At 56.7% G+C, this 25,144-nt stretch carries 29 protein-coding genes and 1 pseudogene; 21 read left to right on the forward strand and 9 right to left on the reverse strand.

Going from position 1 to position 25,144, the window contains the following annotated elements; all coding sequences use genetic code 11:
* Nucleotides 1-263 precede the first annotated feature (263 nt).
* Genes fliD through amyA form a run of 4 tightly spaced genes read left to right on the forward strand, consistent with a single transcriptional unit; the run spans nt 264 to nt 4,034 of the window.
* Nucleotides 264-1,688, forward strand: a complete 1,425-nt coding sequence (fliD, locus tag HBA26_RS14735; RefSeq protein WP_048961150.1) for a flagellar filament capping protein FliD — start codon at nt 264-266, stop codon at nt 1,686-1,688.
* A 21-nt stretch (nt 1,689-1,709) separates the two neighbouring features.
* Nucleotides 1,710-2,114: a flagellar export chaperone FliS gene (gene fliS / locus HBA26_RS14740; RefSeq protein ID WP_126345773.1), complete on the forward strand. Its 405-nt coding sequence runs from the start codon at nt 1,710-1,712 to the stop codon at nt 2,112-2,114.
* Between the two features lie 5 nt (nt 2,115-2,119).
* Complete coding sequence (gene fliT, locus HBA26_RS14745) at nt 2,120-2,494, forward strand: flagella biosynthesis regulatory protein FliT (protein WP_045260347.1); 375 nt, start codon at nt 2,120-2,122, stop codon at nt 2,492-2,494.
* A 52-nt stretch (nt 2,495-2,546) separates the two neighbouring features.
* On the forward strand, nt 2,547-4,034 hold the full coding sequence (amyA, locus tag HBA26_RS14750) for an alpha-amylase (RefSeq protein WP_126345774.1): 1,488 nt from the start codon (nt 2,547-2,549) through the stop codon (nt 4,032-4,034).
* A 102-nt stretch (nt 4,035-4,136) separates the two neighbouring features.
* Here amyA and yedD read toward each other — a convergent pair whose 3' ends face one another.
* Nucleotides 4,137-4,550 (reverse strand): lipoprotein YedD, encoded by a 414-nt coding sequence (gene yedD / locus HBA26_RS14755; RefSeq protein ID WP_045260349.1) that lies wholly within the window; start codon nt 4,548-4,550, stop codon nt 4,137-4,139.
* 74 nt (nt 4,551-4,624) lie between these two features.
* Nucleotides 4,625-4,939: a flagellar hook-basal body complex protein FliE gene (gene fliE / locus HBA26_RS14760; RefSeq protein ID WP_013097729.1), complete on the reverse strand. Its 315-nt coding sequence runs from the start codon at nt 4,937-4,939 to the stop codon at nt 4,625-4,627.
* A 228-nt stretch (nt 4,940-5,167) separates the two neighbouring features.
* Between fliE and fliF the strand changes: the two genes are divergently transcribed.
* The 14 genes and pseudogenes from fliF (at nt 5,168) to rcsA (ending at nt 16,702) form a co-directional block, all read left to right on the forward strand.
* Complete coding sequence (fliF, locus tag HBA26_RS14765; RefSeq protein ID WP_028013700.1) at nt 5,168-6,847, forward strand: flagellar basal-body MS-ring/collar protein FliF; 1,680 nt, start codon at nt 5,168-5,170, stop codon at nt 6,845-6,847.
* A complete protein-coding gene (gene fliG / locus HBA26_RS14770; RefSeq protein ID WP_008500327.1) occupies nt 6,840-7,838 on the forward strand; it encodes a flagellar motor switch protein FliG in 999 nt (332 codons plus the stop codon). Before fliF ends, fliG begins: the two co-directional genes overlap by 8 nt.
* Nucleotides 7,831-8,538 (forward strand): flagellar assembly protein FliH, encoded by a 708-nt coding sequence (fliH, locus tag HBA26_RS14775; protein ID WP_126345775.1) that lies wholly within the window; start codon nt 7,831-7,833, stop codon nt 8,536-8,538. The genes fliG and fliH overlap by 8 nt, the downstream gene beginning before the upstream one ends.
* Entirely contained in the window at nt 8,538-9,908 is a 1,371-nt protein-coding gene (gene fliI / locus HBA26_RS14780) for a flagellar protein export ATPase FliI (protein ID WP_023330814.1), read from the forward strand. The genes fliH and fliI overlap by 1 nt, the downstream gene beginning before the upstream one ends.
* Nucleotides 9,909-9,929: 21 nt before the next feature.
* Nucleotides 9,930-10,373: a flagellar export protein FliJ gene (gene fliJ, locus HBA26_RS14785; protein WP_006811155.1), complete on the forward strand. Its 444-nt coding sequence runs from the start codon at nt 9,930-9,932 to the stop codon at nt 10,371-10,373.
* Nucleotides 10,370-11,602 carry a flagellar hook length control protein FliK gene (gene fliK, locus HBA26_RS14790; protein WP_126345776.1) on the forward strand — a complete coding sequence of 411 codons (1,233 nt, stop codon included), beginning with the start codon at nt 10,370-10,372 and terminating at the stop codon, nt 11,600-11,602. Before fliJ ends, fliK begins: the two co-directional genes overlap by 4 nt.
* A gap of 106 nt (nt 11,603-11,708) precedes the next feature.
* Complete coding sequence (fliL, locus tag HBA26_RS14795) at nt 11,709-12,179, forward strand: flagellar basal body-associated protein FliL (RefSeq protein ID WP_021241388.1); 471 nt, start codon at nt 11,709-11,711, stop codon at nt 12,177-12,179.
* 4 nt (nt 12,180-12,183) lie between these two features.
* Nucleotides 12,184-13,188, forward strand: coding sequence for a flagellar motor switch protein FliM (fliM, locus tag HBA26_RS14800; protein ID WP_028013703.1), 1,005 nt, complete (start codon nt 12,184-12,186; stop codon nt 13,186-13,188).
* Entirely contained in the window at nt 13,185-13,598 is a 414-nt protein-coding gene (gene fliN / locus HBA26_RS14805; protein WP_166720940.1) for a flagellar motor switch protein FliN, read from the forward strand. Before fliM ends, fliN begins: the two co-directional genes overlap by 4 nt.
* Before the next feature lie 2 nt (nt 13,599-13,600).
* A complete protein-coding gene (gene fliO / locus HBA26_RS14810; protein ID WP_126345777.1) occupies nt 13,601-13,975 on the forward strand; it encodes a flagellar biosynthetic protein FliO in 375 nt (124 codons plus the stop codon).
* The gene (fliP, locus tag HBA26_RS14815) at nt 13,975-14,712 is read left to right on the forward strand and encodes a flagellar type III secretion system pore protein FliP (protein ID WP_028013705.1); all 738 of its coding nucleotides are present in this window, start codon (nt 13,975-13,977) and stop codon (nt 14,710-14,712) included. The genes fliO and fliP overlap by 1 nt, the downstream gene beginning before the upstream one ends.
* Before the next feature lie 9 nt (nt 14,713-14,721).
* Nucleotides 14,722-14,991, forward strand: a complete 270-nt coding sequence (gene fliQ / locus HBA26_RS14820; protein WP_008500315.1) for a flagellar biosynthesis protein FliQ — start codon at nt 14,722-14,724, stop codon at nt 14,989-14,991.
* A gap of 7 nt (nt 14,992-14,998) precedes the next feature.
* A pseudogene (gene fliR / locus HBA26_RS14825) lies at nt 14,999-15,791 on the forward strand (flagellar biosynthetic protein FliR); the annotation flags it as partial.
* A 287-nt stretch (nt 15,792-16,078) separates the two neighbouring features.
* On the forward strand, nt 16,079-16,702 hold the full coding sequence (rcsA, locus tag HBA26_RS14830) for a transcriptional regulator RcsA (RefSeq protein WP_013097740.1): 624 nt from the start codon (nt 16,079-16,081) through the stop codon (nt 16,700-16,702).
* A 102-nt stretch (nt 16,703-16,804) separates the two neighbouring features.
* Here rcsA and dsrB read toward each other — a convergent pair whose 3' ends face one another.
* The gene (dsrB, locus tag HBA26_RS14835) at nt 16,805-16,993 is read right to left on the reverse strand and encodes a protein DsrB (protein ID WP_013097741.1); all 189 of its coding nucleotides are present in this window, start codon (nt 16,991-16,993) and stop codon (nt 16,805-16,807) included.
* Nucleotides 16,994-17,121: 128 nt separating this feature from the next.
* Here dsrB and yodD point away from each other — a divergent pair, with 128 nt between their 5' ends.
* The gene (gene yodD, locus HBA26_RS14840; protein ID WP_028013707.1) at nt 17,122-17,349 is read left to right on the forward strand and encodes a YodD family peroxide/acid resistance protein; all 228 of its coding nucleotides are present in this window, start codon (nt 17,122-17,124) and stop codon (nt 17,347-17,349) included.
* 301 nt (nt 17,350-17,650) lie between these two features.
* Nucleotides 17,651-18,451 carry a mannosyl-3-phosphoglycerate phosphatase-related protein gene (locus HBA26_RS14845; protein WP_126345778.1) on the forward strand — a complete coding sequence of 267 codons (801 nt, stop codon included), beginning with the start codon at nt 17,651-17,653 and terminating at the stop codon, nt 18,449-18,451.
* Here the strand turns inward: HBA26_RS14845 and dgcQ are convergent.
* The 3 genes from dgcQ to HBA26_RS14860 form a co-directional block, all read right to left on the reverse strand.
* On the reverse strand, nt 18,436-20,136 hold the full coding sequence (gene dgcQ / locus HBA26_RS14850; protein WP_063437729.1) for a cellulose biosynthesis regulator diguanylate cyclase DgcQ: 1,701 nt from the start codon (nt 20,134-20,136) through the stop codon (nt 18,436-18,438). The genes HBA26_RS14845 and dgcQ overlap by 16 nt on opposite strands.
* A gap of 73 nt (nt 20,137-20,209) precedes the next feature.
* Nucleotides 20,210-20,392 carry a DUF2158 domain-containing protein gene (locus tag HBA26_RS14855; protein ID WP_028013710.1) on the reverse strand — a complete coding sequence of 61 codons (183 nt, stop codon included), beginning with the start codon at nt 20,390-20,392 and terminating at the stop codon, nt 20,210-20,212.
* 78 nt (nt 20,393-20,470) lie between these two features.
* Nucleotides 20,471-21,385 carry a DUF808 domain-containing protein gene (locus HBA26_RS14860; protein ID WP_169804339.1) on the reverse strand — a complete coding sequence of 305 codons (915 nt, stop codon included), beginning with the start codon at nt 21,383-21,385 and terminating at the stop codon, nt 20,471-20,473.
* Between the two features lie 175 nt (nt 21,386-21,560).
* Between HBA26_RS14860 and yedA the strand changes: the two genes are divergently transcribed.
* Entirely contained in the window at nt 21,561-22,475 is a 915-nt protein-coding gene (gene yedA / locus HBA26_RS14865) for a drug/metabolite exporter YedA (protein ID WP_028013712.1), read from the forward strand.
* Here yedA and HBA26_RS14870 read toward each other — a convergent pair.
* The 3 genes from HBA26_RS14870 to HBA26_RS14880 all read right to left on the reverse strand — a co-directional run bounded on the left by HBA26_RS14870 (nt 22,447) and on the right by HBA26_RS14880 (nt 25,097).
* Entirely contained in the window at nt 22,447-22,938 is a 492-nt protein-coding gene (locus HBA26_RS14870) for a very short patch repair endonuclease (protein WP_126345779.1), read from the reverse strand. The genes yedA and HBA26_RS14870 overlap by 29 nt on opposite strands.
* Nucleotides 22,919-24,334, reverse strand: coding sequence for a DNA cytosine methyltransferase (locus HBA26_RS14875; RefSeq protein ID WP_041909349.1), 1,416 nt, complete (start codon nt 24,332-24,334; stop codon nt 22,919-22,921). Before HBA26_RS14875 ends, HBA26_RS14870 begins: the two co-directional genes overlap by 20 nt.
* 61 nt (nt 24,335-24,395) lie before the next feature.
* Complete coding sequence (locus tag HBA26_RS14880) at nt 24,396-25,097, reverse strand: phosphohydrolase (protein WP_045260359.1); 702 nt, start codon at nt 25,095-25,097, stop codon at nt 24,396-24,398.
* Between the last annotated feature and the right edge of the window lie 47 nt (nt 25,098-25,144).

The raw sequence follows: 25,144 nt of genomic DNA on the forward strand, positions 1-25,144 counted from the left end.
TCCGTCGTCGGCAGCGTCAGATGTGTATAAGAGACAGTCATAAGGTTATTATTTACGGCTTTTTATTACGCGGAATATGCCAAAAAAGGCACACACTTATCTGTGTTATTGACGCACTAAAAATCGTCCCAAAGTGCAATCGTTTCATTTAACGCGCCAGGACATGCCTATTCTTTGGATTATTTTTTTCTCACCATCGTAAACTTTTACTATTCGAGGCCGATAAGAGTCCTGAACTACTTTCGTATTTAAGGAAAATATGCATGGCTACTATCAGTAACCTCGGGATAGGTTCTGCAGGACTCGGGGAATTATATAATCAGTTGGATGCAGCAGAACGAACCAAGCTGACGACGATTACTACCCAGCAATCAACGTATAACGCACAGTTAAGCGCGTACGGCAAGCTGCAGAGTGCCATGACCTCGCTGCAGACTGCGACCGCTGCGCTGGGTAAAGCGACCACATGGAACTCAACCGCCGTAAGCAGCACCAACACGGCCTTTACTGCAACCACGACCGCAGACGCATCCGTCGGCTCTTATGTGGTTAATGTCAACCAAGTGGCAAAAGCACAGGCGCTCACGACGGGTTCGTATGCCACCAACACGGAGCTGCTGGGCGATACGACCGGCACGACGCGTAAAATTACGATTACCCAGCCGGGGACAAAAACGCCTTTAGAGGTGAACCTGGCCGATGGCGATACGTCGCTTGCCGGGATCGCGAGCGCGATTAATAAAGCTAACGGCAACGTCACCGCCAGCGTAATCAAGGCGAAAGACGGCGATTACCGCCTGATGCTCTCCTCGAAAACCACCGGTACGGATGGCGAGATGACCATCAGCGTCACCGGGGACGACAAGCTGCAAAGCGTAATCGGCTACGACTCAACCGCCAAAACCGGCGCGCTGGCGGTAAATACCGCGGCCCAGAACGCGATTGTCGTTGTGAACGACATCAAGATTGAGCGTCAATCGAACACCATTTCCGATGCGCTGCCGGGGATGACCTTCACCGTGAAGGCAGAAAGTAAAGCGGATGAAATGCTGGAAGTGACGCGCGCCACGGACGCAAACCAAAAAGCCGTAACGGACTGGGTAACCGCGTATAACTCGCTGCAGTCCACCATTAACAGCCTCACCAAATATGTGCCGGTCGACGCAGGTTCTGGCAGCCAGTCCACTAGCAACGGCGCGCTGGTGGGTGATGCAAACGTGCGCGGGATCCAGTCTCAGCTGCGCGGTCTGCTGACCGAAGTTCAGGCTGGCTCCGTTCAGATCATGGCTCAGCTGGGGATTACCCAGGATCCGGTGAAAGGTGCAGACGGTACGGTCGGTAACCTTAAAGTGGATTCCGATAAGCTGAAAAAAGCGCTGACCGACAACCCGACCGCCGTACAGCAGTACTTTATCGGTGACGGAAAGAAAACCGGTCTGGCGACTCAGATGAACAACACGCTGACCACCATGCTCAGCACCAGCACCGGCAGCGCGGGCGTGATCCAGAACGCGAAAGACGGTATCAACAAAACGCTGAAAACCCTGGGCGAACGTTACGACTCTATGGAAGCCACTATTGATGCCACCATGGCGCGTTACAAAGCGCAGTTCACCAGCCTGGACGTATTAGTCACCAAAATGACCAGTACGGCCAACTATCTGACCCAACAGTTCTCACAAAAATAGTCGTAGCCTTCAGGAGTGGATATGTATAAGACCTCTGCTGTTCAATCCTATCAGCAGATAGGAGTAGAAAGCGCAGTTATGAATGCCAGTCCACACCAGCTGATTGTCATGTTGTTCGACGGGGCGCATAGCGCCCTCGTCCGCGCGCGTTTGTTCATGGAAGCCGGACAAATTCGTGAAAAAGGCGAAGCGTTATCGAAAGCCATTAACATCATCGACAACGGTTTAAAAGCAGGACTGAACATGGAGGTTGAGAGCGAGCTGTCCAGTAATCTTGCCTCCTTGTACGAATATATGGTTCGACGTTTATTACTGGCGAACGTCAGTAATGACGTAGACGCAATTGTTGAAGTCGAGGGTTTATTAAACAACATTGCGGATGCGTGGAAGCAAATCGGCCCCAATGCGTCCTCTATTTCAGGATAATTTTGATGAATAATCCCAGCGCAGCGCTTAGCCACTGGCAGGCGTTACATGCTCAGAGCATTGCTATGCTAAATCTCGCACATTCTGGTCAATGGGATGCGCTTATTGAGCAGGAAATGCATTACGTTCAACTGGTGGAAAGGATTTCGCAAACGCCCATCATGTCATGCCCCCCGGCTCAGGTTGAGCAAGCGCGTGCGCTGCTGGAGATGATCCTCGACAATGAGAATACGTTAAAGGCGCTGCTGAAAGTGCGGATGGACGAACTGCGTAATCTCATCGATCAGACCGGCAAACAGCAATCCATCACCTCTACCTATGGAAAGCTGTCAGGGAATATTCTTTATCCAGAAAGTGTTACCCGCGACACACAATTATGATTTCTTCATCCATACTCCAGAAGTCTGCCATATGGCTTCTGGAGCACGGACGATGAAAAACCCCACCCTGTTACAATGCTTTCACTGGTATTACCCCGCTGGCGGTGAATTGTGGCGAGAAGTCACGGCGTTAGCCCCCAATCTTAATGAAATCGGCATCAACATGATCTGGCTGCCGCCCGCGTATAAAGGGGCTTCCGGCGGATATTCGGTTGGCTATGACTCTTACGATCTGTTTGACCTCGGCGAGTTTGACCAGAAAGGCAGTATCGCCACGAAATACGGTGACAAAGCGCAGCTGCTGGAAGCCATCGACGCCCTCAAAAGCAACGAGATTGCCGTCCTGCTGGACGTGGTGGTGAACCACAAAATGGGGGCAGATGAGAAAGAGCCTGTCCGCGTGCAGCGCGTGAACGAACAAGACCGTACACAAATTGATGATGAAATCATCGAGTGTGAGGCCTGGACTTGCTACACCTTCCCCGCCCGCGCCGGGCAATACTCACAGTTTATCTGGGATTACAAATGCTTCAGCGGCGTCGACCATATTGAAAACCCGGATGAAGACGGGATCTTTAAAATCGTCAACGACTACACCGGCGAAGGCTGGAATGACCAGGTCGATGATGAGATGGGTAACTTCGATTACCTGATGGGCGAAAACATCGACTTTCGCAATCACGCCGTCACCGAGGAGATCAAATACTGGGCCCGCTGGGTCATGGAACAGACGGGCTGCGACGGTTTTCGCCTGGACGCCGTCAAGCATATTCCCGCCTGGTTTTACAAAGAGTGGATTGAGCACGTTCAGGAAGTCGCTGAAAAGCCGCTGTTTATCGTGGCGGAATACTGGTCTCACGAGGTTGACAAACTGCAGGCCTATATTGACCAGGTCGAGGGGAAAACCATGCTGTTTGATGCCCCGCTGCAGATGAAATTCCACGAGGCGTCGCGCCAGGGACGAGATTACGACATGAGCCAGATCTTCACCGGCACGCTGGTGGAGGCCGACCCGTTCCATGCGGTCACCCTCGTCGCGAACCATGACACGCAGCCTCTGCAGGCGCTGGAAGCGCCGGTCGAAGCCTGGTTTAAACCGCTGGCATACGCGCTGATCCTGCTGCGGGAAAACGGCGTGCCGAGCGTCTTCTATCCGGATCTGTTCGGCGCAAGCTATGACGATACGGGAGGCGACGGTGAGACCTATCACATAGACATGCCGGTCATTGAGCAGCTTCACGAGCTTATCCTCGCCCGCCAGCGTTTTGCCCACGGCGTGCAGACGCTCTTTTTTGACCATCCAAACTGCATCGCCTTCAGCCGCAGCGGCACGGAAGATGATCCCGGCTGCGTGGTGGTGATGTCGAACGGCGACGACGGCGAGAAGGTAATTTGCCTGGGGGAAAACTACGGCAACAAAACGTGGCGTGATTTTCTCGGCAATCGTGAAGAAACGGTCACCACGGCGGCGGATGGCGAAGGCACCTTTACCTGTAAAGGGGGAAGCGTCAGCGTGTGGGTGATTGAGGATGCGTTGTAGAACGGGAAACGTGCGGCCTGATGCCCTCAGCCCGTCCCTCTCCCCGTGGGAGAGGGCGCAAACACCAAAAACGGCAACAAGGTTGCCGTTTTGCTTTTACCCTTAGGGCAGTTTACTCTCCAGTGGATTCTTGCTCAGGTAATCCGCACATTCCACCGTTGGGCGGTCAACCTTCTGCAGCTCCATCCCGTCATATTCAAGCGTAGCGCCGTCGCGATCCAGCGGATAGATATCCAGCTTGCGTGTGACGTTGTAATAGCTGTCTGAACGCAGCATGATCTTACCCGGTACGGCAATCACGCGCTGCCACTGGCGGCAGTCCAGCGTATCGCCCTCTTCCGTCACCACCAGTGTGGCAATCGCTTCAGGGCTGACCAGACTGCTCTGCGGCCCTTTCGACTGCCAGTATCCCGCCAGGTTCGCCGGGACGGGATGCTTGATCACGTCATTATAGTTATCGACCTGAACGCACCCGGTCAGTGCCAGCAGCGCGCCAGCAATTGCTATTTTTTTCATCATCTTTCCTGCATTCGAAGAAAAAAATATTGTGGCATTAAAGCGCTGAGGCTGCCAGCGAAGATCGAGGGGGCTTAAACCTGCATGCCCATCACTTCCTGATACGCCGACACCAGCTTGTTACGCACCTGGATCCCCATCTGCAGGGAAACCGAGGCTTTTTGCAAATCGGTCATCACATCATTGAGCGCCACGCCCGGCTCGCCGAGGGTGAACTTCTCCGCCTGCGTACGCGCAGCGGTCTGGGTATCGCTGATACGGTCAAGAGCGGCATGCAGTTGCCCCGCAAAGCTGATGGTCGGCTGCTGTTCTGCCACATTCTGATTACGGGCCGTCATCGCCGTTGCTTGCAACTGACTGATGACCCCTTCAATGCCCTGTATAGCCATGACTCTCCCCTGGATGGTTTTTTACGCGGTCAAGACTAACAGCTTGTCAATAAGATAATGGCGGTAAATAGCGTGAAAAAACCAGGTTATTTGACGCATAGAAAATCCGGAATCGTCAAATAATGGCAGGGCCATCAATATGGAACTTTTGTCGTGTTTGCCGACCCGGGAGTCAGTTTTGTTTCTCTACACGAATAACGTAAACCACCAGGATTTAAGAGGTGCGCAATGAGTGCAACAGCATCGACAGCGCCACAAAATAAATCACTCGAGTGGATGAACCGCCTTCGCGCGAATCCTAAAATCCCGTTGATCGTGGCAGGCGCTGCCGCAATTGCGATCCTTGTAGCGATGGTCCTGTGGGCGAAAAGCCCTGACTACCGGACGCTCTACAGTAACCTTTCCGATCAGGATGGCGGCGCCATCGTCACCCAGCTGACCCAGATGAATATCCCTTATCGCTTTGCCGATAATGGCGGTGCGCTTGAGGTACCGGCGGATAAAGTGCACGAGCTTCGTCTGCGCCTGGCGCAGCAGGGCCTGCCGAAGGGCGGCGCGGTCGGCTTTGAGCTGCTGGACCAGGAAAAATTCGGCATCAGCCAGTTCAGCGAGCAGGTGAACTACCAACGTGCGCTGGAAGGCGAGCTGGCCCGCACCATTGAAACGTTAGGCCCGGTGAAGAGTGCCCGCGTGCACCTGGCAATGCCTAAACCCTCTTTATTTGTTCGTGAACAGAAATCCCCTTCAGCTTCTGTTACCGTGAACCTCGAGCCAGGCCGCGCGCTGGACGAAGGGCAAATCAGCGCGGTTACGCATCTCGTCTCCAGCGCCGTCGCCGGCCTGCCGCCGGGTAACGTGACTCTGGTTGACCAGAGCGGTCACCTGCTGACGCAATCCAATACCGCCGGTCGTGACCTGAACGACGCGCAGCTGAAATATGCCGCCGATGTCGAAAGCCGCCTCCAGCGCCGCATCGAAGCGATCCTCGGCCCGGTCGTGGGCAACAGCAACGTGCACGCGCAGGTCACCGCGCAGATCGACTTCTCGAACAAAGAACAAACCGAAGAGCAATACAGCCCGAACGGCGATGCGGCTCAGGCGGTCATGCGTTCACGCCAGATCAACTCCAGCGAACAGATCGGCGGGGCCTACCCTGGCGGCGTGCCGGGCGCGCTCTCTAACCAGCCTGCGCCGGCAAACGCGGCGCCGATTTCCACGCCGCCGGCCAACCAGCAGAACGGTCAGCAAAATAATCAGCAGACCACCTCAACGACCAATAACGCCGGTCCGCGCTCCAGCAGCCGTAACGAAACCACGAACTATGAAGTGGATCGGACGATCCGCCACACTAAGCTGAACGTGGGCGATATTCAGCGTCTTTCCGTTGCGGTGGTGGTGAACTACAAAACGCTGCCGGACGGCAAACCGTTGCCGTTAACCGCCGAGCAGATGAAGCAGATTGAGAACCTGACCCGCGAAGCGATGGGCTACTCCGAGAAGCGCGGCGATACCCTCAACGTGGTGAACTCTCCGTTTAACTCGGTTGAAGAGACCGGCGGTGAACTGCCGTTCTGGCAACAGCAGGCGTTTATCGACCAGCTGATGTCCGCAGGTCGCTGGCTGCTGGTGCTGATTGTCGCGTGGCTGCTGTGGCGTAAGGGCGTTCGTCCTCAGCTCCAGCGTCGTGCGGAAGCCGAAAAAGCGGCGCGCGAGCAGATGAATACGCGTCAGGAAACGGAAGAAGCGGTAGAAGTTCGCCTCAGCAAAGATGAACAGATGCAGCAGCGTCGTGCTAACCAGCGCATGGGCGCTGAGGTGATGAGCCAGCGCATTCGCGAAATGTCAGATAACGATCCGCGCGTCGTGGCGCTGGTCATCCGCCAGTGGATGGGTAACGAACATGAGTAATACGCTTACGGGCACCGATAAAAGCGTCATCCTGCTGATGACCATTGGCGAAGATCGCGCGGCAGAGGTGTTTAAACACCTCTCCCAGCGAGAAGTGCAAATTCTCAGTGCGGCGATGGCCAACGTGCGTCAAATCTCCAACAAACAGCTGACCGAAGTGCTGTCAGAGTTTGAACAGGAAGCCGAACAGTTTGCCGCGCTGAACGTCAACGCCAACGACTACCTGCGCTCCGTGCTGGTCAAGGCGCTGGGCGAAGAGCGTGCCGCCAGCCTGCTGGAAGACATTCTGGAAACCCGCGATACCGCCAGCGGGATCGAAACGCTCAACTTTATGGAGCCGCAGAGTGCCGCCGACCTGATTCGCGACGAGCACCCGCAGATTATCGCCACCATCCTGGTTCACCTCAAACGCGGTCAGGCGGCCGATATTCTGGCGCTGTTCGAAGAGCGCCTGCGTCACGACGTGATGCTGCGTATCGCCACCTTCGGCGGCGTCCAGCCGGCCGCGCTGGCGGAGCTGACCGAGGTGCTGAACAACCTGCTCGACGGTCAGAACCTCAAGCGCAGCAAAATGGGCGGCGTGAGAACGGCGGCGGAAATCATCAACCTGATGAAAACGCAGCAGGAAGAGGCCGTCATTACGGCGGTTCGCGAATTCGACGGCGAGCTGGCGCAGAAAATCATCGACGAGATGTTCCTGTTCGAAAACCTGGTCGAAGTGGACGACCGCAGCATCCAGCGCCTGCTCCAGGAAGTGGACTCCGAGTCGCTGCTTATCGCCCTCAAAGGCGCCGAACAGCCGCTGCGCGAGAAGTTCCTGCGCAACATGTCCCAGCGTGCGGCCGATATCCTGCGCGACGACCTTGCCAACCGTGGCCCGGTTCGTCTGTCTCAGGTGGAAAACGAACAGAAAGCCATCCTGCTTATCGTTCGTCGTCTGGCGGAAACCGGCGAGATGGTGATTGGCAGCGGAGACGACACCTATGTCTAATGAGCTGCCGTGGAAGCGCTGGACGCCGGACGACCTGGCCCCTCCCCTTGCCGAATTCACGCCCGCGGTGGTCTCGTCCGCAGAGCCCGACGCGGACGTTGAACAGCCCGAGCTGAGCGAAGAGGAGCAGCAAGCGCAGATGCTGGCGCAGCTGCAAATGCAGGCGCACGAGCAGGGCTATAACGCCGGTCTGAACGAAGGCCGCCAGAAGGGGCACGAACTGGGGTATCAGGAAGGCCTGGCGAAAGGGTTAGAGCACGGCATCGATCAGGCGCGCCAGCAGCAGGCGCCGATCCATGCCCGTATGCAGCAGCTGGTCAGCGAGTTTCAGCACACGCTGGACGCGCTGGACAGCGTGATTGCCTCGCGTCTGATGCAGATGGCGCTGGAGGCGGCGCGTCAGGTTATCGGCCAGACGCCCGTGGTGGATAACACCGCGCTGATCAAACAAATTCAGGGTCTGCTTCAGCAGGAACCGCTGTTCAGCGGCAAACCGCAGCTGCGCGTCCACCCGGACGATCTGCAGCGCGTTGAAGAGAGCCTGGGCGCAACGCTTAGCCTGCACGGCTGGCGTCTGCGCGGCGACCCGTCGTTACATCATGGCGGCTGCAAAGTCTCTGCCGATGAAGGCGACCTGGATGCCAGCGTCGCTACCCGCTGGCAGGAACTGTGCCGCCTGGCGGCACCGGGAGTCGTCTGATGACCGCTCGCCTCACCCGCTGGCTCACCACGCTCGACAACTTTGAGACGAAGATGGCGCAACTGCCATCTGTTCGTCGTTATGGGCGACTGACGCGCGCCACCGGTCTGGTACTGGAGGCCACCGGCCTGCAGCTTCCCCTGGGTGCGACCTGCGTCATTGAGCGTCAGGATGGGCAGGAAACGCGTGAAGTGGAAAGCGAAGTGGTCGGGTTTAACGGCCAGCGCCTGTTCCTGATGCCGCTTGAAGAGGTGGAAGGCATACTGCCCGGCGCGCGCGTTTACGCGAAAAACATCAGCGGCGACGGGCTGCAAAGCGGGAAACAGCTGCCGCTTGGCCCTGCCCTGCTCGGCCGCGTGCTGGACGGCAGCGGGAAGCCGCTGGATGGCCTTCCCGCGCCGGACACCACCGAAACCGGCGCGCTGATTACCCAGCCGTTCAACCCCCTGCAGCGTACCCCTATCGAGCATGTGCTCGATACCGGCGTGCGTCCGATTAACGCCCTGCTCACCGTAGGGCGCGGACAGCGCATGGGCCTGTTCGCCGGTTCCGGCGTCGGGAAATCCGTCCTGCTCGGCATGATGGCGCGCTATACCCAGGCCGACGTGATTGTCGTGGGGCTGATCGGCGAGCGTGGTCGCGAAGTAAAAGACTTTATTGAAAACATTCTGGGTGCGGAAGGCCGCGCCCGCTCGGTGGTGATCGCCGCGCCGGCGGACGTGTCGCCGCTGCTGCGTATGCAGGGTGCCGCCTACGCCACCCGTATCGCCGAAGATTTTCGTGATCGCGGCAAGCACGTGCTGCTGATCATGGACTCCCTCACCCGCTACGCGATGGCGCAGCGTGAAATTGCGCTGGCCATCGGCGAGCCGCCGGCCACCAAAGGCTATCCGCCTTCGGTCTTCGCCAAACTTCCGGCGCTGGTAGAGCGTGCGGGGAACGGCATCAGCGGCGGCGGCTCCATCACCGCGTTCTATACGGTGCTGACCGAGGGCGACGACCAGCAGGACCCGATTGCCGACTCCGCGCGCGCGATCCTGGACGGCCATATCGTGCTGTCGCGCCGCCTGGCCGAAGCCGGGCACTACCCGGCGATTGATATTGAAGCATCCATCAGCCGCGCGATGACGGCATTGATTACCGAGAAGCACTACGCCCGCGTGCGTAACTTCAAACAACTGCTTTCCAGCTTCCAGCGCAACCGCGATCTGGTCAGCGTGGGGGCGTATGCCAAAGGCAGCGACCCGATGCTCGATAAGGCGATTAGCCTGTGGCCGCAGCTGGAGGCGTTTTTACAACAGGGCATTTTTGAGCGTGCCGACTGGGAAGATTCAATCCAGGCGCTGGAGCTGATTTTCCCGCAGGTGTAACACAGGTGGAGGGCGAAGGTCATGGCGCAAAACAGCGCGTTATCAACGCTGAAAGATCTGGCTGAAAAAGAAGTTGATGATGCCGCATTGCAGCTTGGCGCAATGCGACGCGGGTGCCAGCAGGCTGAAGAACAGTTGAAGATGTTAATCGACTATCAGCATGAATATCGCACCAACCTCAATACCGATATGACGCAGGGCATTGGCAGCCAGCGCTGGATTAACTATCAGCAGTTTATCCAGACGCTGGAGAAGGCGATAGAGCAGCACCGCCAGCAGCTAAACCAGTGGACCCAAAAAGTCGATACCGCGCTGAATTTCTGGCGCGAAAAAAAACAGCGGCTGCAGGCCTGGCAGACCTTACAGGACCGGCAGATTGCAGCCTCGACCCTGGCGGAAAACCGCCTGGACCAGAAGAAAATGGATGAGTTTGCCCAGCGCGCATCAATGAGGAAACCGGAATGATCACACTGCAACAACTGCTGATGAGCGACAGCGACCTGTCAGGCGGGATGCAAACAGGGAAAGGCACCGAGGGTGCACAGGACTTTCTCTCCCTGCTGGCGGGCGCCCTGACGGATGCAACGGGCAAGGGCAACGATGCGCCGCTAACCCTGGCGGACCTGAAAGCCGCCGGCAGCAAGCTGTCGAAGGTCGCGCAGGAGGCCAAAGGCGATACCGCTCTGCAGGCCAAAATTGCCGACCTGCTCTCGCGTCAGCCTGCGCTGAATGGCGTTGAAACGTCGGAGTCCGCGCCGCTTGAAACGTTGGTCTCCGGGCTGGTACCGCTGTCAAAAGGCGACGCGCTGAAGACGCTCACTGCGGCCAACGGTAAAGATGACGCTAAAACCGAGCTGAGCGAAGAAGAGCTGGCGGGGCTAAGCGCGCTGATGGCGATGCTGCCGCACCAGCAGACGACCGCCTCTCGTGCGGCAGGCAGCGACGGCGTTCACGCCACCTCGGCGCTGAGTTCAGCCACGCTTTCGCAAAACGGTGCGGGACAGCCGCCGTCCCTGAACGCGCCTGCGGGAAGCCATGATAAAGCGCCGCTTTCTGCGTCCTATCAGAGCCAGGCGAAGAACAACGGTCCGGATCTCGCCGCCAACGCGCCAGCCACACCGGTCGTGGCCGCAGCCGCTGAGAAGCAGGACTTCGTCAGCGCCTCTTCGTCATCTTCGCCGACCGCTACCCTGGCGCCGATTATCTCCAGCCATGCGGCCAGCCAGCCTGCCGCAACCGTTGCCACCGCCCCGGTGCTAAGCCAGCCTCTGGGCACACATGAATGGCAGCAGTCCCTGAGCCAGCACATCACCCTGTTCACTAAGCAGGGCCAGCAGACGGCGGAGCTGCGCCTGCACCCGGAAGATCTGGGCCAGGTGCAAATCTCGCTGAAGCTGGACGATAACCAGGCACAGCTGCAGATGGTCTCTGCGCACAGTCACGTGCGCGCGGCGCTGGAAGCCGCGCTGCCGGTCCTGCGGACCTCGCTGGCGGAGAACGGCATTCAGCTTTCTCAAAGCAGCGTCAGCAGCGAGAGCTTTGCCGGGCAACAGCAGTCTTCATCCCAGCAGCACCATGCTTCACGCCCGGGCCAGCACGGCGGTTTTAATGAAGAGAGCGATGAGCTCCTGCCGACCCCTGCCGCCCTGCAATCCGCGGCGCGCGGTAACGGTGCCGTAGACATCTTCGCCTAAACGCCAGAGGTAGCGTGATTATCCCCGTCTTTTCCACGCTTTGACGACGGCAGGACACGGGATAATCACCTTATTAAGCTGTACCGAAACAGGAAGCTCGTATCAGATGACAGACTCCGCTATCACCAAAAAAAGCAAGCGTTCCATCTGGATCCCGCTGCTGGTGTTGATCACGCTCGCCGCCTGCGCTACCGCGGGCTATAGTTACTGGCGTATGCAGCAGGAACCTTCAACCGCTGCGGCCAAAGCCGAACCTGCCCCTCCGCCGGCGCCGGTCTTTTTCCCTCTGGACACCTTCACCGTTAACCTCGGTGACGCGGATCGCGTGCTGTATGTCGGTATTACGCTGCGCCTGAAGGACGAAGCAACCCGCGCGCGCCTGAACGATTATCTGCCGGAAGTGCGTAGCCGCCTTCTCCTGCTGTTTTCTCGTCAGGACGCCTCCGCGCTGGCTACCGACGTGGGTAAGCAAAAGCTGGTCGACGCCATCAAGCAGACGCTGGCCACCCCGCTGGTAAACGGTCAACCTAAGCAGGAAGTCACTGACGTTCTGTACACAGCCTTTATTCTGCGGTAACGACATGGGCGACAGTATTCTTTCTCAGGCAGAAATCGACGCGCTGCTTAACGGCGACAGCGATAAGAGTGACGACCCGCAGCCGGGTCTCACCGGCGACGATAATATTCGTCCTTACGATCCCAATACCCAGCGTCGCGTGGTACGTGAACGTCTGCAGGCGCTGGAGATCATTAACGAACGTTTTGCACGTCAGTTCCGTATGGGGCTGTTTAACCTGCTGCGTCGTAGCCCGGATATCACGGTCGGTGCGATCCGCATCCAGCCGTATCATGAGTTTGCCCGCAACCTGCCGGTGCCAACCAACCTTAACCTGATTCATCTGAAGCCGCTGCGCGGCACCGGTCTGGTGGTGTTTTCCCCAAGCCTGGTGTTCATCGCGGTGGATAACCTGTTCGGCGGCGACGGGCGTTTTCCGACCAAAGTGGAAGGTCGTGAATTTACCCACACCGAGCAGCGCGTCATTAACCGCATGCTGAAGCTGGCGCTGGAATCCTACAGCGACGCGTGGAAAGCGATTAACCCGCTGGAAGTGGAGTACGTCCGTTCTGAGATGCAGGTGAAATTTACCAATATCACCACCTCCCCGAACGATATCGTCGTCAATACGCCGTTCCACGTGGAAATCGGTAACCTGACCGGTGAGTTCAACATCTGCCTGCCGTTCAGCATGATTGAACCGCTGCGCGAGCTGCTGGTTAACCCGCCGCTGGAGAACTCACGCAACGAAGATCAGAACTGGCGTGAAAACCTGGTGCGCCAGGTGCAGCACTCGCAGTTGGAGCTGGTGGCGAACTTCGCCGACATTTCGATGCGGTTATCCCAGATCCTGAAATTACAACCCGGCGACGTTTTGCCGATAGACAAACCCGACCGCATTATTGCCCACGTAGATGGTGTCCCCGTACTTACAAGCCAGTACGGCACGATTAACGGTCAGTATGCGTTACGCGTTGAGCACTTGATCAACCCGATTTTGAATTCGCTGAATGAGGAACAGCCCAAATGAGTGACATGAACAATACGTCCGATGAAAACAGCGGAGCACTGGACGATCTGTGGGCTGACGCGTTAAACGAGCAAAAAACGACTCCGACAAAAAGCGCGGCGGACGCGGTATTCCAGCAGTTAGGCGGCGGCGACGTCAGCGGCACGCTGCAGGACATCGACCTGATTATGGACATCCCGGTTAAGCTGACCGTTGAACTGGGACGCACCCGGATGACCATTAAAGAGCTGCTGCGCCTCACGCAGGGTTCAGTTGTGGCCCTTGACGGCCTGGCCGGCGAGCCGCTGGATATTCTGATCAACGGTTATTTGATTGCCCAGGGTGAAGTGGTGGTGGTTGCCGATAAATACGGCGTGCGCATCACCGACATCATCACCCCGTCTGAACGCATGCGTCGTCTGAGCCGTTAAGCATGAAAACCCAGGCAACAATATCACAGCCTTCCGCCGTTCCCGGCTCCCCGCTGCTCCAGGTGAGCGGGGCGTTGTTCGGTATTATTGCCTTTATTCTTATCGCCGCCTGGCTGGCAAAGCGTTTTGGCCTGGCGGGTAAAACTGCCGGCACCCGCGGCCTGAAGGTCAGCGCCAGCACGACGCTTGGGCCGCGCGAACGCGTGGTCATCGTCGATGTGGAAGATGCGCGTCTGGTTCTGGGCGTAACCGGCTCAAACATCAACGTATTACATAAACTGCCGCCCGCCCCGGTCACGATGGACGAGCGCGCACAAGCCCCTGCGGATTTTCAGTCCGTCATGAAGAGTTTGCTTAAGCGTTCCGGGAGAACCTGATGCGCCGTTTGTTATCCCTGACGCTTGCGGGCGTTGGCCTGTTTGCTCCTGCGGTTTATGCGCAGTTGCCCGGTCTGGTTTCCACGCCGATTGCGGGTGGCGGCCAGAGCTGGTCGCTCCCGGTTCAGACGCTGGTCTTCATCACCTCGCTGACCTTTATTCCGGCCATTCTGCTGATGATGACCAGCTTTACCCGCATCATCATCGTTTTTGGTCTGCTGCGAAACGCGCTGGGCACCCCTTCGGCGCCGCCAAACCAGGTGCTTCTGGGGCTGGCGCTGTTTTTGACCTTTTTCATCATGTCGCCGGTGATCGATAAGATTTATACCGACGCCTACCAGCCGTTCAGCGAAGACAAAATTTCGATGCAGGAGGCGCTGGAAAAAGGCGCGCAGCCGTTGCGGGAATTTATGCTGCGCCAGACGCGCGAGGCGGACCTGGCCCTCTTCGCCCGTCTGTCCAACACCGGCGAGCTGCAGGGCCCGGAAGCGGTACCGATGCGCATTCTGCTGCCGGCCTATGTCACCAGCGAGCTGAAAACCGCGTTCCAGATTGGCTTTACCATCTTTATCCCGTTCCTGATTATCGACCTGGTGATCGCCAGCGTCCTGATGGCGCTCGGGATGATGATGGTGCCGCCTGCCACCATTGCCCTGCCCTTTAAGATCATGCTTTTTGTGCTGGTCGACGGCTGGCAGCTGCTGGTCAGCTCGCTGGCGCAAAGTTTTTACAGTTAAGGAACGGCAATGACACCCGAATCGGTCATGATGATGGGCACGGAAGCGATGAAAATCGCCATTGCTGTTGCCGCGCCGCTGCTGCTTGTCGCGCTGGTTACCGGCCTGATTATCAGTATTCTTCAGGCCGCCACGCAGATTAACGAAATGACGCTGTCGTTCATCCCGAAAATCATCGCCGTGTTCGTGGCGATTATCGTAGCCGGACCGTGGATGCTGAACCTGCTGCTGGACTATATGCGCAACCTGTTTACCAATCTGCCGTACATCATCGGCTGAACTGACGATGCTGCACTTCACCAGCGACCAGTGGGTTCAGTGGCTCGGCGTCTATTTCTGGCCGATGCTGCGCATTCTGGCGCTGATCTCCACCGCCCCCATTCTCAGCGAGAAATCGATCCCCAAGCGCGTTAAGGTGGGGCTGGGCATTATCATCACCATTATCGTCGCCCCTTCCCTGCCACCCGTGGATATTCCTATCTTCTCGGCTAACGCGGTATGGGTCGCTTTACAGCAGGTGATGATTGGCGTCGCCGTGGGCTTTACCATGCAGCTCGCCTTCGCCGCCGTGCGCACGGCCGGCGAGTTGATTGGCCTGCAGATGGGGCTATCGTTCGCCACGTTTGTCGATCCCGGCAGCCATCTCAACATGCCGGTGCTGGCGCGCATCATCGATCTGCTCGCCATGCTGCTGTTTCTGTCGCTCAACGGTCATCTGTGGCTCATCTCCATGCTGGTGGATACTTTCCATACGCTGCCGATCGGTGATAACCCGGTCAACAGCAATGCCTTCCTCGCGCTGACCCGCGCGGCGGGGCTGATCTTCCTCAACGGTCTGATGCTGGCTCTGCCGATCATCACCCTGCTGCTTACCGTCAACCTGGCATTAGGCTTGCTGAACAGAATGGCACCGCAGCTCTCGGTGTTTGTGATTGGTTTTCCGCTAACGTTGACGGTCGGAATTTTATTAATGTCATTACTGATGCCACTTATCGCCCCCTTCTGTGAACATTTATTCGGCGAGATATTCAATCTGTTAGCGGATATTGTCAGCGAATTGCCACGTAAATAATAGTCCTCACGATCGCTATTGTCTTTCTGAGGATATTCCTAAAATAAAACGCGAAAAACATCTTCCAGGATATATCTGACGCGGTTTAAATGTTTCTAACCACCTCACAATACTTAATATTTACTTTACTTTAAGAAGATTCCTGGCAAATTATACGTAACTTTACGGGATAGTGAGTCCGCCTGAAAGTCTTTGTCATGCTCACAGGTTTATTATTTTTTTCCATCCCGTATGGCTGTTTTGAGCTCTCAGGCAGATGGTGAATTATCGTTACGCATTGAGTGAGGGTATGCCATGTCAACGATCATTATGGATTTATGCAGCTACACCCGGCTAGGGTTAACCGGGTACCTGGCAAGCAGAGGGGTAAGAAAGAGAGACATCAACGATGCACACACCGTTGAAGAACTCGCAGCCGCTTGTGACGAACTCAAACCAGGCGTGGTGTTTATTAATGAGGACTGTTTCATTCACGATCCAGCCAACAGTCAGCACATTAAGCAAATCATTAATCAGCATCCAAAAACCCTGTTTATTGTTTTTATGGCGATCGCGAATATCCATTTCGATGAGTATTTGTTGGTCCGTAAAAATTTATTGATCAGTTCTAAGTCGATTAAACCCGAGTCGCTGGATGACATTCTGGGTGATTATTTGAATAAAGAAGTTAAAAATGTAGGAGCGGTTAACTTACCCACCCTTTCATTAAGCAGGACTGAATCAAGTATGCTGCGAATGTGGATGGCTGGACAAGGGACTATTCAGATCTCTGACCAGATGAATATTAAAGCGAAAACCGTTTCGTCACACAAAGGAAATATTAAAAGGAAAATTAAAACGCATAATAAGCAAGTGATCTATCACGTGGTACGTCTGACCGATAATGTGACGAACGGGATTTTCGTCAACATGCGTTAGTGGCTTAAACCCCTCTGCACCCTACCTTTGATCTCTGGCCTGGCCAGAGATTTTTGCTTTTGCGGACGTGGTCGGGCACGCGCAATGCCACCCGACGCCGTACTACTCCGCTTTCTCAACAAAAATGCCGTCCGGATGCCCCAGTTCGTTAAAAAACCAGATGCCGAGCGGGTAGTCTTCCAGTGAGACCAGGTACATTGTGCCTTCACTAAACTCTTCAATTGCCAGCACCACCCCCGGGCGGCGCGGCCCACCGTCCGTTTTAACGGTTACCCGATCGTTGACCTTCATACATTCCTCCTCTGGTTTTGAGCCAGTGTAGAACAAAACGCAAAAACACACATCGCCGCACGGCGTGAATGGCGTTTTTATACACAGTCTATACTTACCGTGGACACGGTTTAATGAGGAGCCCCGTAATGAAGACCGATAAAGAGTACAGCGACACCATCAAACGCGAGGTCGAGGTGGATGTCGATGCCCTGCTGGCCGCCATCAATGAGATCAGTGAGTCAGAAGTCCGCCGCACGAACGATGGTTCGGACCACGTCATTGTTAACGGGAGGGATTATCACACCTACCGCGAGCTGGCGGAGGCCTTCGAGCTGGATATTCATGACTTTAGCGTGTCTGAAGCAAATCGTTAGCACGAAAAAAATCCCGGTCATGGGGATGGCCGGGATCAAAACTTGCTTATGCAAGAAGCACTTGAAAATTCGTTACACCAGGAAATCTGATGTACAAACAACACTATCCCCAACGATTTTGCATGACAAGCATATATTCTTACGGCGAATATAATATTTTTAACATAATCGTTTTGGTTATGAGCAACAACATACGCCGAATGCGGGTTTGGCTGGATCGGTTCTTCTCAATCCGGTTTAAGCCCAGATATTTTTTTAGGAATATTCTTAGATTAAGGCTCATTCGTTTTCGGGAGTTACTATGCTTTCACTCCGGGGTCCCCTGCTGATTTTTTCCGATCTGGATGGGTCGCTGCTGGATATTCATACCTATGAGTGGCAGCCCGCAATGCCGTGGCTGGATAAACTGCAGGACAACCAGGTGCCGGTGATTCTTTGCAGCAGCAAGAGCGCGGCAGAAATGCTGGATATTCAGCAGGATCTGGGTCTGGAAGGGTTACCGTTTATCGCTGAGAACGGCGCGGTGATTCAGCCTGACGTGCGCTGGGAAATGGGTCAGCGCCACATCAAGGGCATGACGCACCGGGAGATTCGTCCGCTTATTGAGCAAATCCGCCAGCAGGCGGGCTTCAAATTCACCACCTTTGACGACGTGGACGACCGCGTCATTAGCGAATGGACGGGGATGACCCGCTACCGTGCGGTGCTTGCCCGCAAGCATGACGCCTCCGTCACGCTCATCTGGCGTGATTCCGACGAAGCCATGGCCCGGTTTGAATCGGCGCTGGCGCAACACGGGCTGAAATGCCTGCAGGGAGCCCGTTTCTGGCATATTCTCGATGCCGGCTGCGGTAAGGACGTTGCGGCTAACTGGCTAATCGCGCAGTACCGTGAACGGGAAAATATTGAACCCACGACCCTGGGGCTCGGCGATGGGCCGAACGACGCGCCGCTGCTGGACATCGTGGACTTCGCGGTGGTGATTAAGGGGATAAACCGGCAGGGTATTACGTTACGGGACGATAACCCCCGTCGGGTTTATCACACCCGGCAGGCGGGACCGCTCGGCTGGCAGGAGGGGCTGGATCACTTCCTGTCCTGATCCCGCCACTCGACCCGGTTACGCCCGCCCTGCTTGGCCTGATAAAGCCGGGCGTCCGCCACGGACTGCAGCTGTTCAAAATCGTAGTTACCCGTTTCATCCGCGCTGCTGACGCCCAGTGACGCGCTGATGCGCAGGGTGGTGCTTTTCTTCACCAGGATCTCCTTACTGTTGATCCGGCAGCGTATACGGTCGGCGACGCCTTTCGCCTCCTCCAGACCGATCCCCGGCAGGACGACACAGAACTCTTCTCCACCGACGCGCCCGGCCACATCATTCTTGCGTAACGCGCTGGCAATCACGCCTGCCGTATGGGAAAGCACCTTATCACCGGCCTGATGGCCGAAACGGTCGTTGATGTTTTTAAAATGGTCGAGATCGATCTGAATCACCGAGAACGGCAGCGACTGCTGACGACAGGTTTCCGCCAGCAGTTTTGCGCGGTCGAACAGCGCGCCGCGGTTATTGAGCCGGGTCAGCGGATCGTGCCAGGCCTGCCACTGGAGCGAGTGCTGAAGCGTATACATGTTACTCACCATCCGACGGATCACCAGCCACGAGATCAACAGCATGGCGGTAAAGAGCGCCCACAGCAGCGCCAGCACGATGCTGATACTGCCGAAATCGTCCTGTACCCCTTCATGCAGCGTGTGGATCCGCAAGACGACGCCATCGAAGTGATCGAGCCGCTCCCAGGTAATAAACCGGCTCCCGAGGCGGATACCGCCGCCGGTATCGTGCTCAATCGCGTGGGCAATCTGCGCCGTTTCGCGTTCGTCAAACTGGTTAACCGGGCTTCCCGCATGGGCTGAGGTGGCAATCATATTGAGCCGGGTATCGTACAGCTGATACTCCCCCTCCGTCCGCTCTTCCGTCGCGTCGGTCAGCAGACGCTGCATCGTGTCTAAGGTAAAATCCATCGCCACGACGCCATACCAGTAATGATCGAAGTAGATGGGGACGCTGGCGGTGATCGTTCGTTTATCCCCGGTCCAGAATGAGGCTGTGGAGATAAACCAGCGCACGGCGCGCGCGCGATTGTTACGCTCTGACTGCTGGGTAAACCAGGACTGCGTGACCAGATGATAATAGCGGGCGGTAATATCATCCTCCCGATCCGGCGTATCCGTGGAAAGGTAAAACCCGGCGCGAGAGACGTAGAGCACCCGCGTTTCCGTTTGCGCTCTCGATGACGCCAGCCTGAGCAGATACCCCACTTCAAGCGCGGCAGAAATTTCATGACTGATGCGATCGGCGTCCCGATTCAGAAGCGTGGTTTTATCCACGAACGCGTCCGAGACCCCGTTAATGGGAAGCGTGCGCTTTTTATCAACGGCAAGCTGCCAGGTGGGAAGCATGCGGACGGCATTAAAGCGTGACACCGCGTCCTGTAAGACATCAAAGGCCAGCGGCGTCTCGATCGCATCACGCATGCCCTGGCGAAATAACAGCATCCTGTCGACGCTGTTCTGTAACTGCCTGTCCAGCGAGCTGGCCACGGTTTCCAGGTGGTTGCGCTGGCTGGAGATATACGCCTCTTCGAGGACCACCACTTCACGCCAGGTCAGGAGGGTTGAAAACACCAGGACAGTGATAAAACAGAGGTTAACAATCAAACCCGGATTGCTACGCTTATGCAGCCATTGCAGAAAAGTTCGTCTTACAACAAAGGTATCGCGCTGCACACACACTCCCTGATTACTGCCTTACACCCGGTACTTCAGGTAAAAACGCCCGGCAAAGCCGGGCGTTATGTGATTAAGCCTGATCGTGCTTGCGCTGGCCGTCACCCGGCTGAAGCTCATCTTCACGAAAGGCTTCCTGCTTAATGCTGTAGCCATCATGCCACCGACATTCCACCATTCCGCTGGAATACCCGGTGACAATCATGCGCGGGCCGCCCTTCTTAGGCTTAACTTCATCACTGACCAAAAAGACCATACCTGCCTCCTGTATCAGGGTGAAACTGTTTCAATTTAGACGAGGAATGGTCTTTTTGCACCCTGCGACGGGTAACAATTAGTGCGCCGTACCGCGCATTTTTTCGATCAGTTTCACCGCCGCCACCACGATAGCGCCAACGATAAAGCCCAGCACCAGATTAAGCAGCGTGGGCAGAATCGCTGCCACCACGCTCCCCTGCGCTGAGGCGAAATGTTCGATGGCATGGTGCAGCGGCGCAATGCCGTGGACCACAATGCCGCCGCCCACGAGGAACATGGCCAGGGTACCCACCACGGACAAGCTCTTCATCAGCCACGGCGCCAGCGTCAGTAAGCCTTTGCCGATGCCTTTAGCCACCGCGCTGGATTTCTCCTCCAGCCAGTAGCCGATATCATCCAGCTTCACGATCAGCCCGACCAGGCCGTAAACGCCCACCGTGACCAGAATGGCGATCCCGGAGAGGATCAACACCTGATTCAGCAGCGGCGCATCGGAGACAATGCCCAGCGTAATGGCAACAATTTCAGCCGACAGAATAAAGTCGGTGCGAATGGCGCCTTTGATTTTATCGCGCTCGAAAACTTTCGGATCCTGCGCGGCAAGCGCTTCAAGGCGCTGCTGGCGCGCCTCCGGGGTATCCTTCTGCTTGCGAGAGCTCAAAGAGTGCAGGACCTTCTCCACGCCTTCGAAGCACAAGAATGCCCCGCCAATCATCAGCAGCGGCGTGATGGCCCAGGGGATGAATGCGCTGATCAGCAGCGCCAGCGGCACCAGGATCACTTTGTTCAGAAACGAGCCTTTTGCCACGCCCCACACCACCGGCAGCTCACGGTTAGCCCGTACCCCGCTCACCTGTTGGGCGTTAAGCGAGAGATCGTCCCCCAGCACCCCTGCGGTTTTCTTCGCCGCCAGTTTCCCCATCACGGAAATATCATCCAGTAAGGTGGCAATATCATCCAGCAATGTTAATAAGCTACTTCCTGCCAAAATGGTGATCCTTCTTTTTTTGGTAATTAAGTGAATAGTATGGAGCAAAAGCGCAATCGCGGAAACAGGCAGCTTTCGTCAACAAAAAATTCACATCATCTACACAATTAAAGGGCTCGCCAGCGCGATAGTTTTCGCGTTTACTATCAGCGACCTTTTTATTTCGTCGTGAGGGATTATGCGTTTCCGGCAACTGCTTCCGCTTATCGGGGCACTTTTTTCGCTGTATATCATCTGGGGTTCAACCTATTTTGTCATTCGCATCGGCGTGGAAAGCTGGCCGCCGCTGATGATGGCGGGCATTCGCTTCCTCTCGGCGGGTGTGCTGCTACTGGCCTTCCTGCTGCTGCGCGGGCATAAGCTTCCACCGCTCCGCCCAATGCTGAACGCTGCCCTGATAGGCCTGCTGCTGCTGGCGGTCGGTAATGGCTTTGTGACCATTGCCGAGCACCAGAACGTACCGTCAGGGATCGCCGCCGTGGTCGTTGCCACCGTACCGCTGTTTACCCTCTGCTTCAGCCGTCTTTTCGGCATCCGCACCCGCAAGCTGGAGTGGCTGGGGATTGGCATCGGCCTTGCCGGCATTATTCTGCTTAACAGCGGCGGTAACCTGAGCGGGAATCCGTGGGGCGCAGTGATTATCCTTATCGGCTCGATGAGCTGGGCGTTCGGTTCCGTATACGGTTCGCGTATCGAACTGCCGACCGGCATGATGGCGGGGGCAATAGAGATGCTTGCGGCTGGGATTGTGCTGCTGCTGGCCTCAGCCCTGACGGGAGAGGAGCTGACGACCCTGCCGCCGTTGTCGGGCTTCCTGGCGGTAGGCTATCTGGCGCTGTTTGGCTCCATCATCGCCATCAACGCCTATATGTTCCTGATCCGTAACGTCTCTCCGGCGGTCGCCACCAGCTATGCCTACGTCAACCCGGTCGTGGCCGTGCTGCTCGGCACCGGGCTTGGCGGTGAAACGCTCTCTCCGGTTGAGTGGTTAGCTTTAGGGGTGATTGTTTTTGCCGTCGTGCTGGTGACCTTAGGCAAATATTTGCTGCCGGCAAAGCCCGTGGTTACGCCTTGCGAGGTGGAGAAACCGTAAGCGCGTGGATCCCCTGGGTGTCGATCTGCGCGGCCTGGCCGCCGCCGCAGATCCACTCTTCCAGCCGTTCGCTCAGATCGGCATCGTTCAGCTTTAACCGTCCTCTCAGCGCACACTCCCAGACGATCAGCACTCGCCAGCCCTGCGCGACAAGCGTGGCGAGATGCCGCGCATCTCGCTCAACGTTCTTGCCAATCTTTTCCAGCCAGAAATCGGTGCGCGTCGCCGGGACTTTAAACAGGTAGCAGTCGTGATGATGCCAGAAACAGCCGTGGGTGAAGATAATGCACCGATACGCGTCAATGACGAAATCCGGGCGACCCGCAAGCGCGGGATCCTGCACGCGAAAGTCGAAGCCCGCCTGTGTCAGTAGCCCGGCCAGACGCTTTTCAATCGCGGTGTCACGCGTGCCGATGGCACGCATGTTTTTGCTCCGCGTGGCCTTATCGTGAACGTCCGTCATTGACGGCCTCACCCTGGCGGAGCGCCACCGCCTGTCTGATGCGCGGGGCCAGCAGTTTTGCCACCGCCGCGAACGCGGGCACCACCACCGAGTTGCCAAACTGACGGTAAGCCTGGGTGTCCGAAACCGGAATGCGGAAGCGGTAGCCCTGTGGCGTTTCAAAGCCCATCAGCCGGGCGCACTCTCGCGGCGTGAGGCGCCGCGGACGGTGACGCTGGTTTTGCGGATCGTCGAAATCTTTCTCGCCCAGCGCTTTATCCCAGCCTCTGTCGATCAGGATTTCCGCGCCGTCTTTGTAGTAGCGAGCGGACAGCGTGCGGGTCACGCTGTGCGGATCGTTTGGGTTCACCATGCCAAACCCGAAGCCGTTGCCTTTGGCCTGATGCTTTTTGGCATAGCGGTAGAGGTATTTCCACAGGATCGGGGTAAGGATAAATTTCGCGTCGACCACCGGCTCCAGCAGGTCGGCAATCGTTGGACGACGCTCGGGGTATAAGGAGGGAATATCCCGCAGGGTGAAATCCCCCTTAAGATTGAGATCGCGGCGGAAACCGACGAGCACAATGCGTTCGCGATGCTGGGGCAGGAAATGTTTCCCGTCGATAATTTTCGGGTCATCCGCGCCCATGTCCTCGGAATCAGCCACGTCATAGCCCAGCTCGTCCAGCGTCTGCATGATAATGCGGAAGGTCTTTCCACCGTCATGGCTCTTTAAGTTCTTGACGTTTTCCAGCACGAATATGGCCGGGCGACGGGCGTCAATGATTCGGGCCACATCGAAAAACAGCGTTCCCTGCGTATCGCAGGCAAAACCGTGGGCACGCCCGAGGGCATTCTTTTTGGAGACGCCGGCCAGCGAGAAAGGCTGACACGGGAAGCCCGCCAGCAGCACGTCATGCGCCGGAATCGTCTGGCGAATGTGCTCGGCGGCTTGTTCATCCGTGACGCCGCTTTTATGGCTCAGGGTAACGTCGCGGATATCGGCGTTGAAATGATGTTCATGCGGATCGCAGTACCAGTTCGCTTTATAAGTGCGTACCGCATGTTTGTTCCACTCGCTGGTAAACACGCACTGACCGCCGATAGCTTCAAAGCCGTGCCGGATGCCACCGATGCCGGCAAACAGATCGATAAAGCGGAAGGCATAGTTCGGGTGCGCGGCAGACGGACGCGGAAGCAGGTCTTGCAGATAACGAAACTCGCTTTCGCTCAGGCGGCGCCCTGCCCGATCGCTGGTCAGCAGTCGCTTAAGGATGGCCGGGCTCCAGTGGCTTTCGCCGTGCGCCACCAGCTGGTTTGCCAGCGTTTTAGCGTCATAAATATCCAGCAGCTGGCGCAGTAATGCCTGCACCGTTGCCGTTGACTTCTCAGCCTGCTCAGGCGCGGGCTCTGTCACTGATCGATTTTCCTGCATTCTTTTAACCGGGCAATAAAGACTGGAAACAGATTACCACAGTTCACTTTCGCAAACTGCGACGGAAGCGGTGTTGAATCTGGCTATCCAGCCCGATGCAGTCGCCCTGTAATTCGGCACTGAGTTTCGCCATAAACTGAATCAGAAAATCGGCGTTGTGCTGCGCGAGCTCGCGCCCGACGTCGGTTTGCATTGTATCAGGCAAGCGCAGCAGCTTGGTCTGAAAATGATCGAGCGCAAACGCCCGGTCATCAAGCGGGCGCGCGTCGGCAAACGGATCGTCCGCGTCAAAAAGCGGTACGCCCAGCGCGCCTGACACGGCAAACACGCGCGCCAGGCCAATCGCCCCCAGCGCCTCCAGACGATCAGCATCCTGGACAATTTTGGCCTCAATCGTATACGGCGTCAGGCCGGCGCTGAAACTGTGCGCCTCGATGGCGTGCTCCACGGCGGCATAGCGATCGGACGGGAAGTCAGGGAAATCGCGGTGCAGAATGTCCCGCGTTCTGCGCGCAGCCAGACGCGACGACTGGCTGCGTTCAGGATGATTTTTCGGCAGGCTAACGATGTCGTGAAAATAGCAGGCGGTCAGGATCGTCAGCGGGTCGACGTGGTGATGAACCATGATTTTCTGTGCCGTCAGCCAGACGCGACGGAAGTGTGAAATATCGTGCGCGGTGTCATCGGTCGCGTGATGTTCATCAAGCCAGGATTCAAAGCGCTGCTGCCACTGTATGAGTTCCATCATCCTTTCCTGTTACGAAAATGGGCACTGAATTATAACATAGCTAA

This window comes from Enterobacter sp. 725m/11 (assembly GCF_011683705.1).
Classification (GTDB): Bacteria; Pseudomonadota; Gammaproteobacteria; order Enterobacterales; family Enterobacteriaceae; genus Enterobacter; species Enterobacter bugandensis.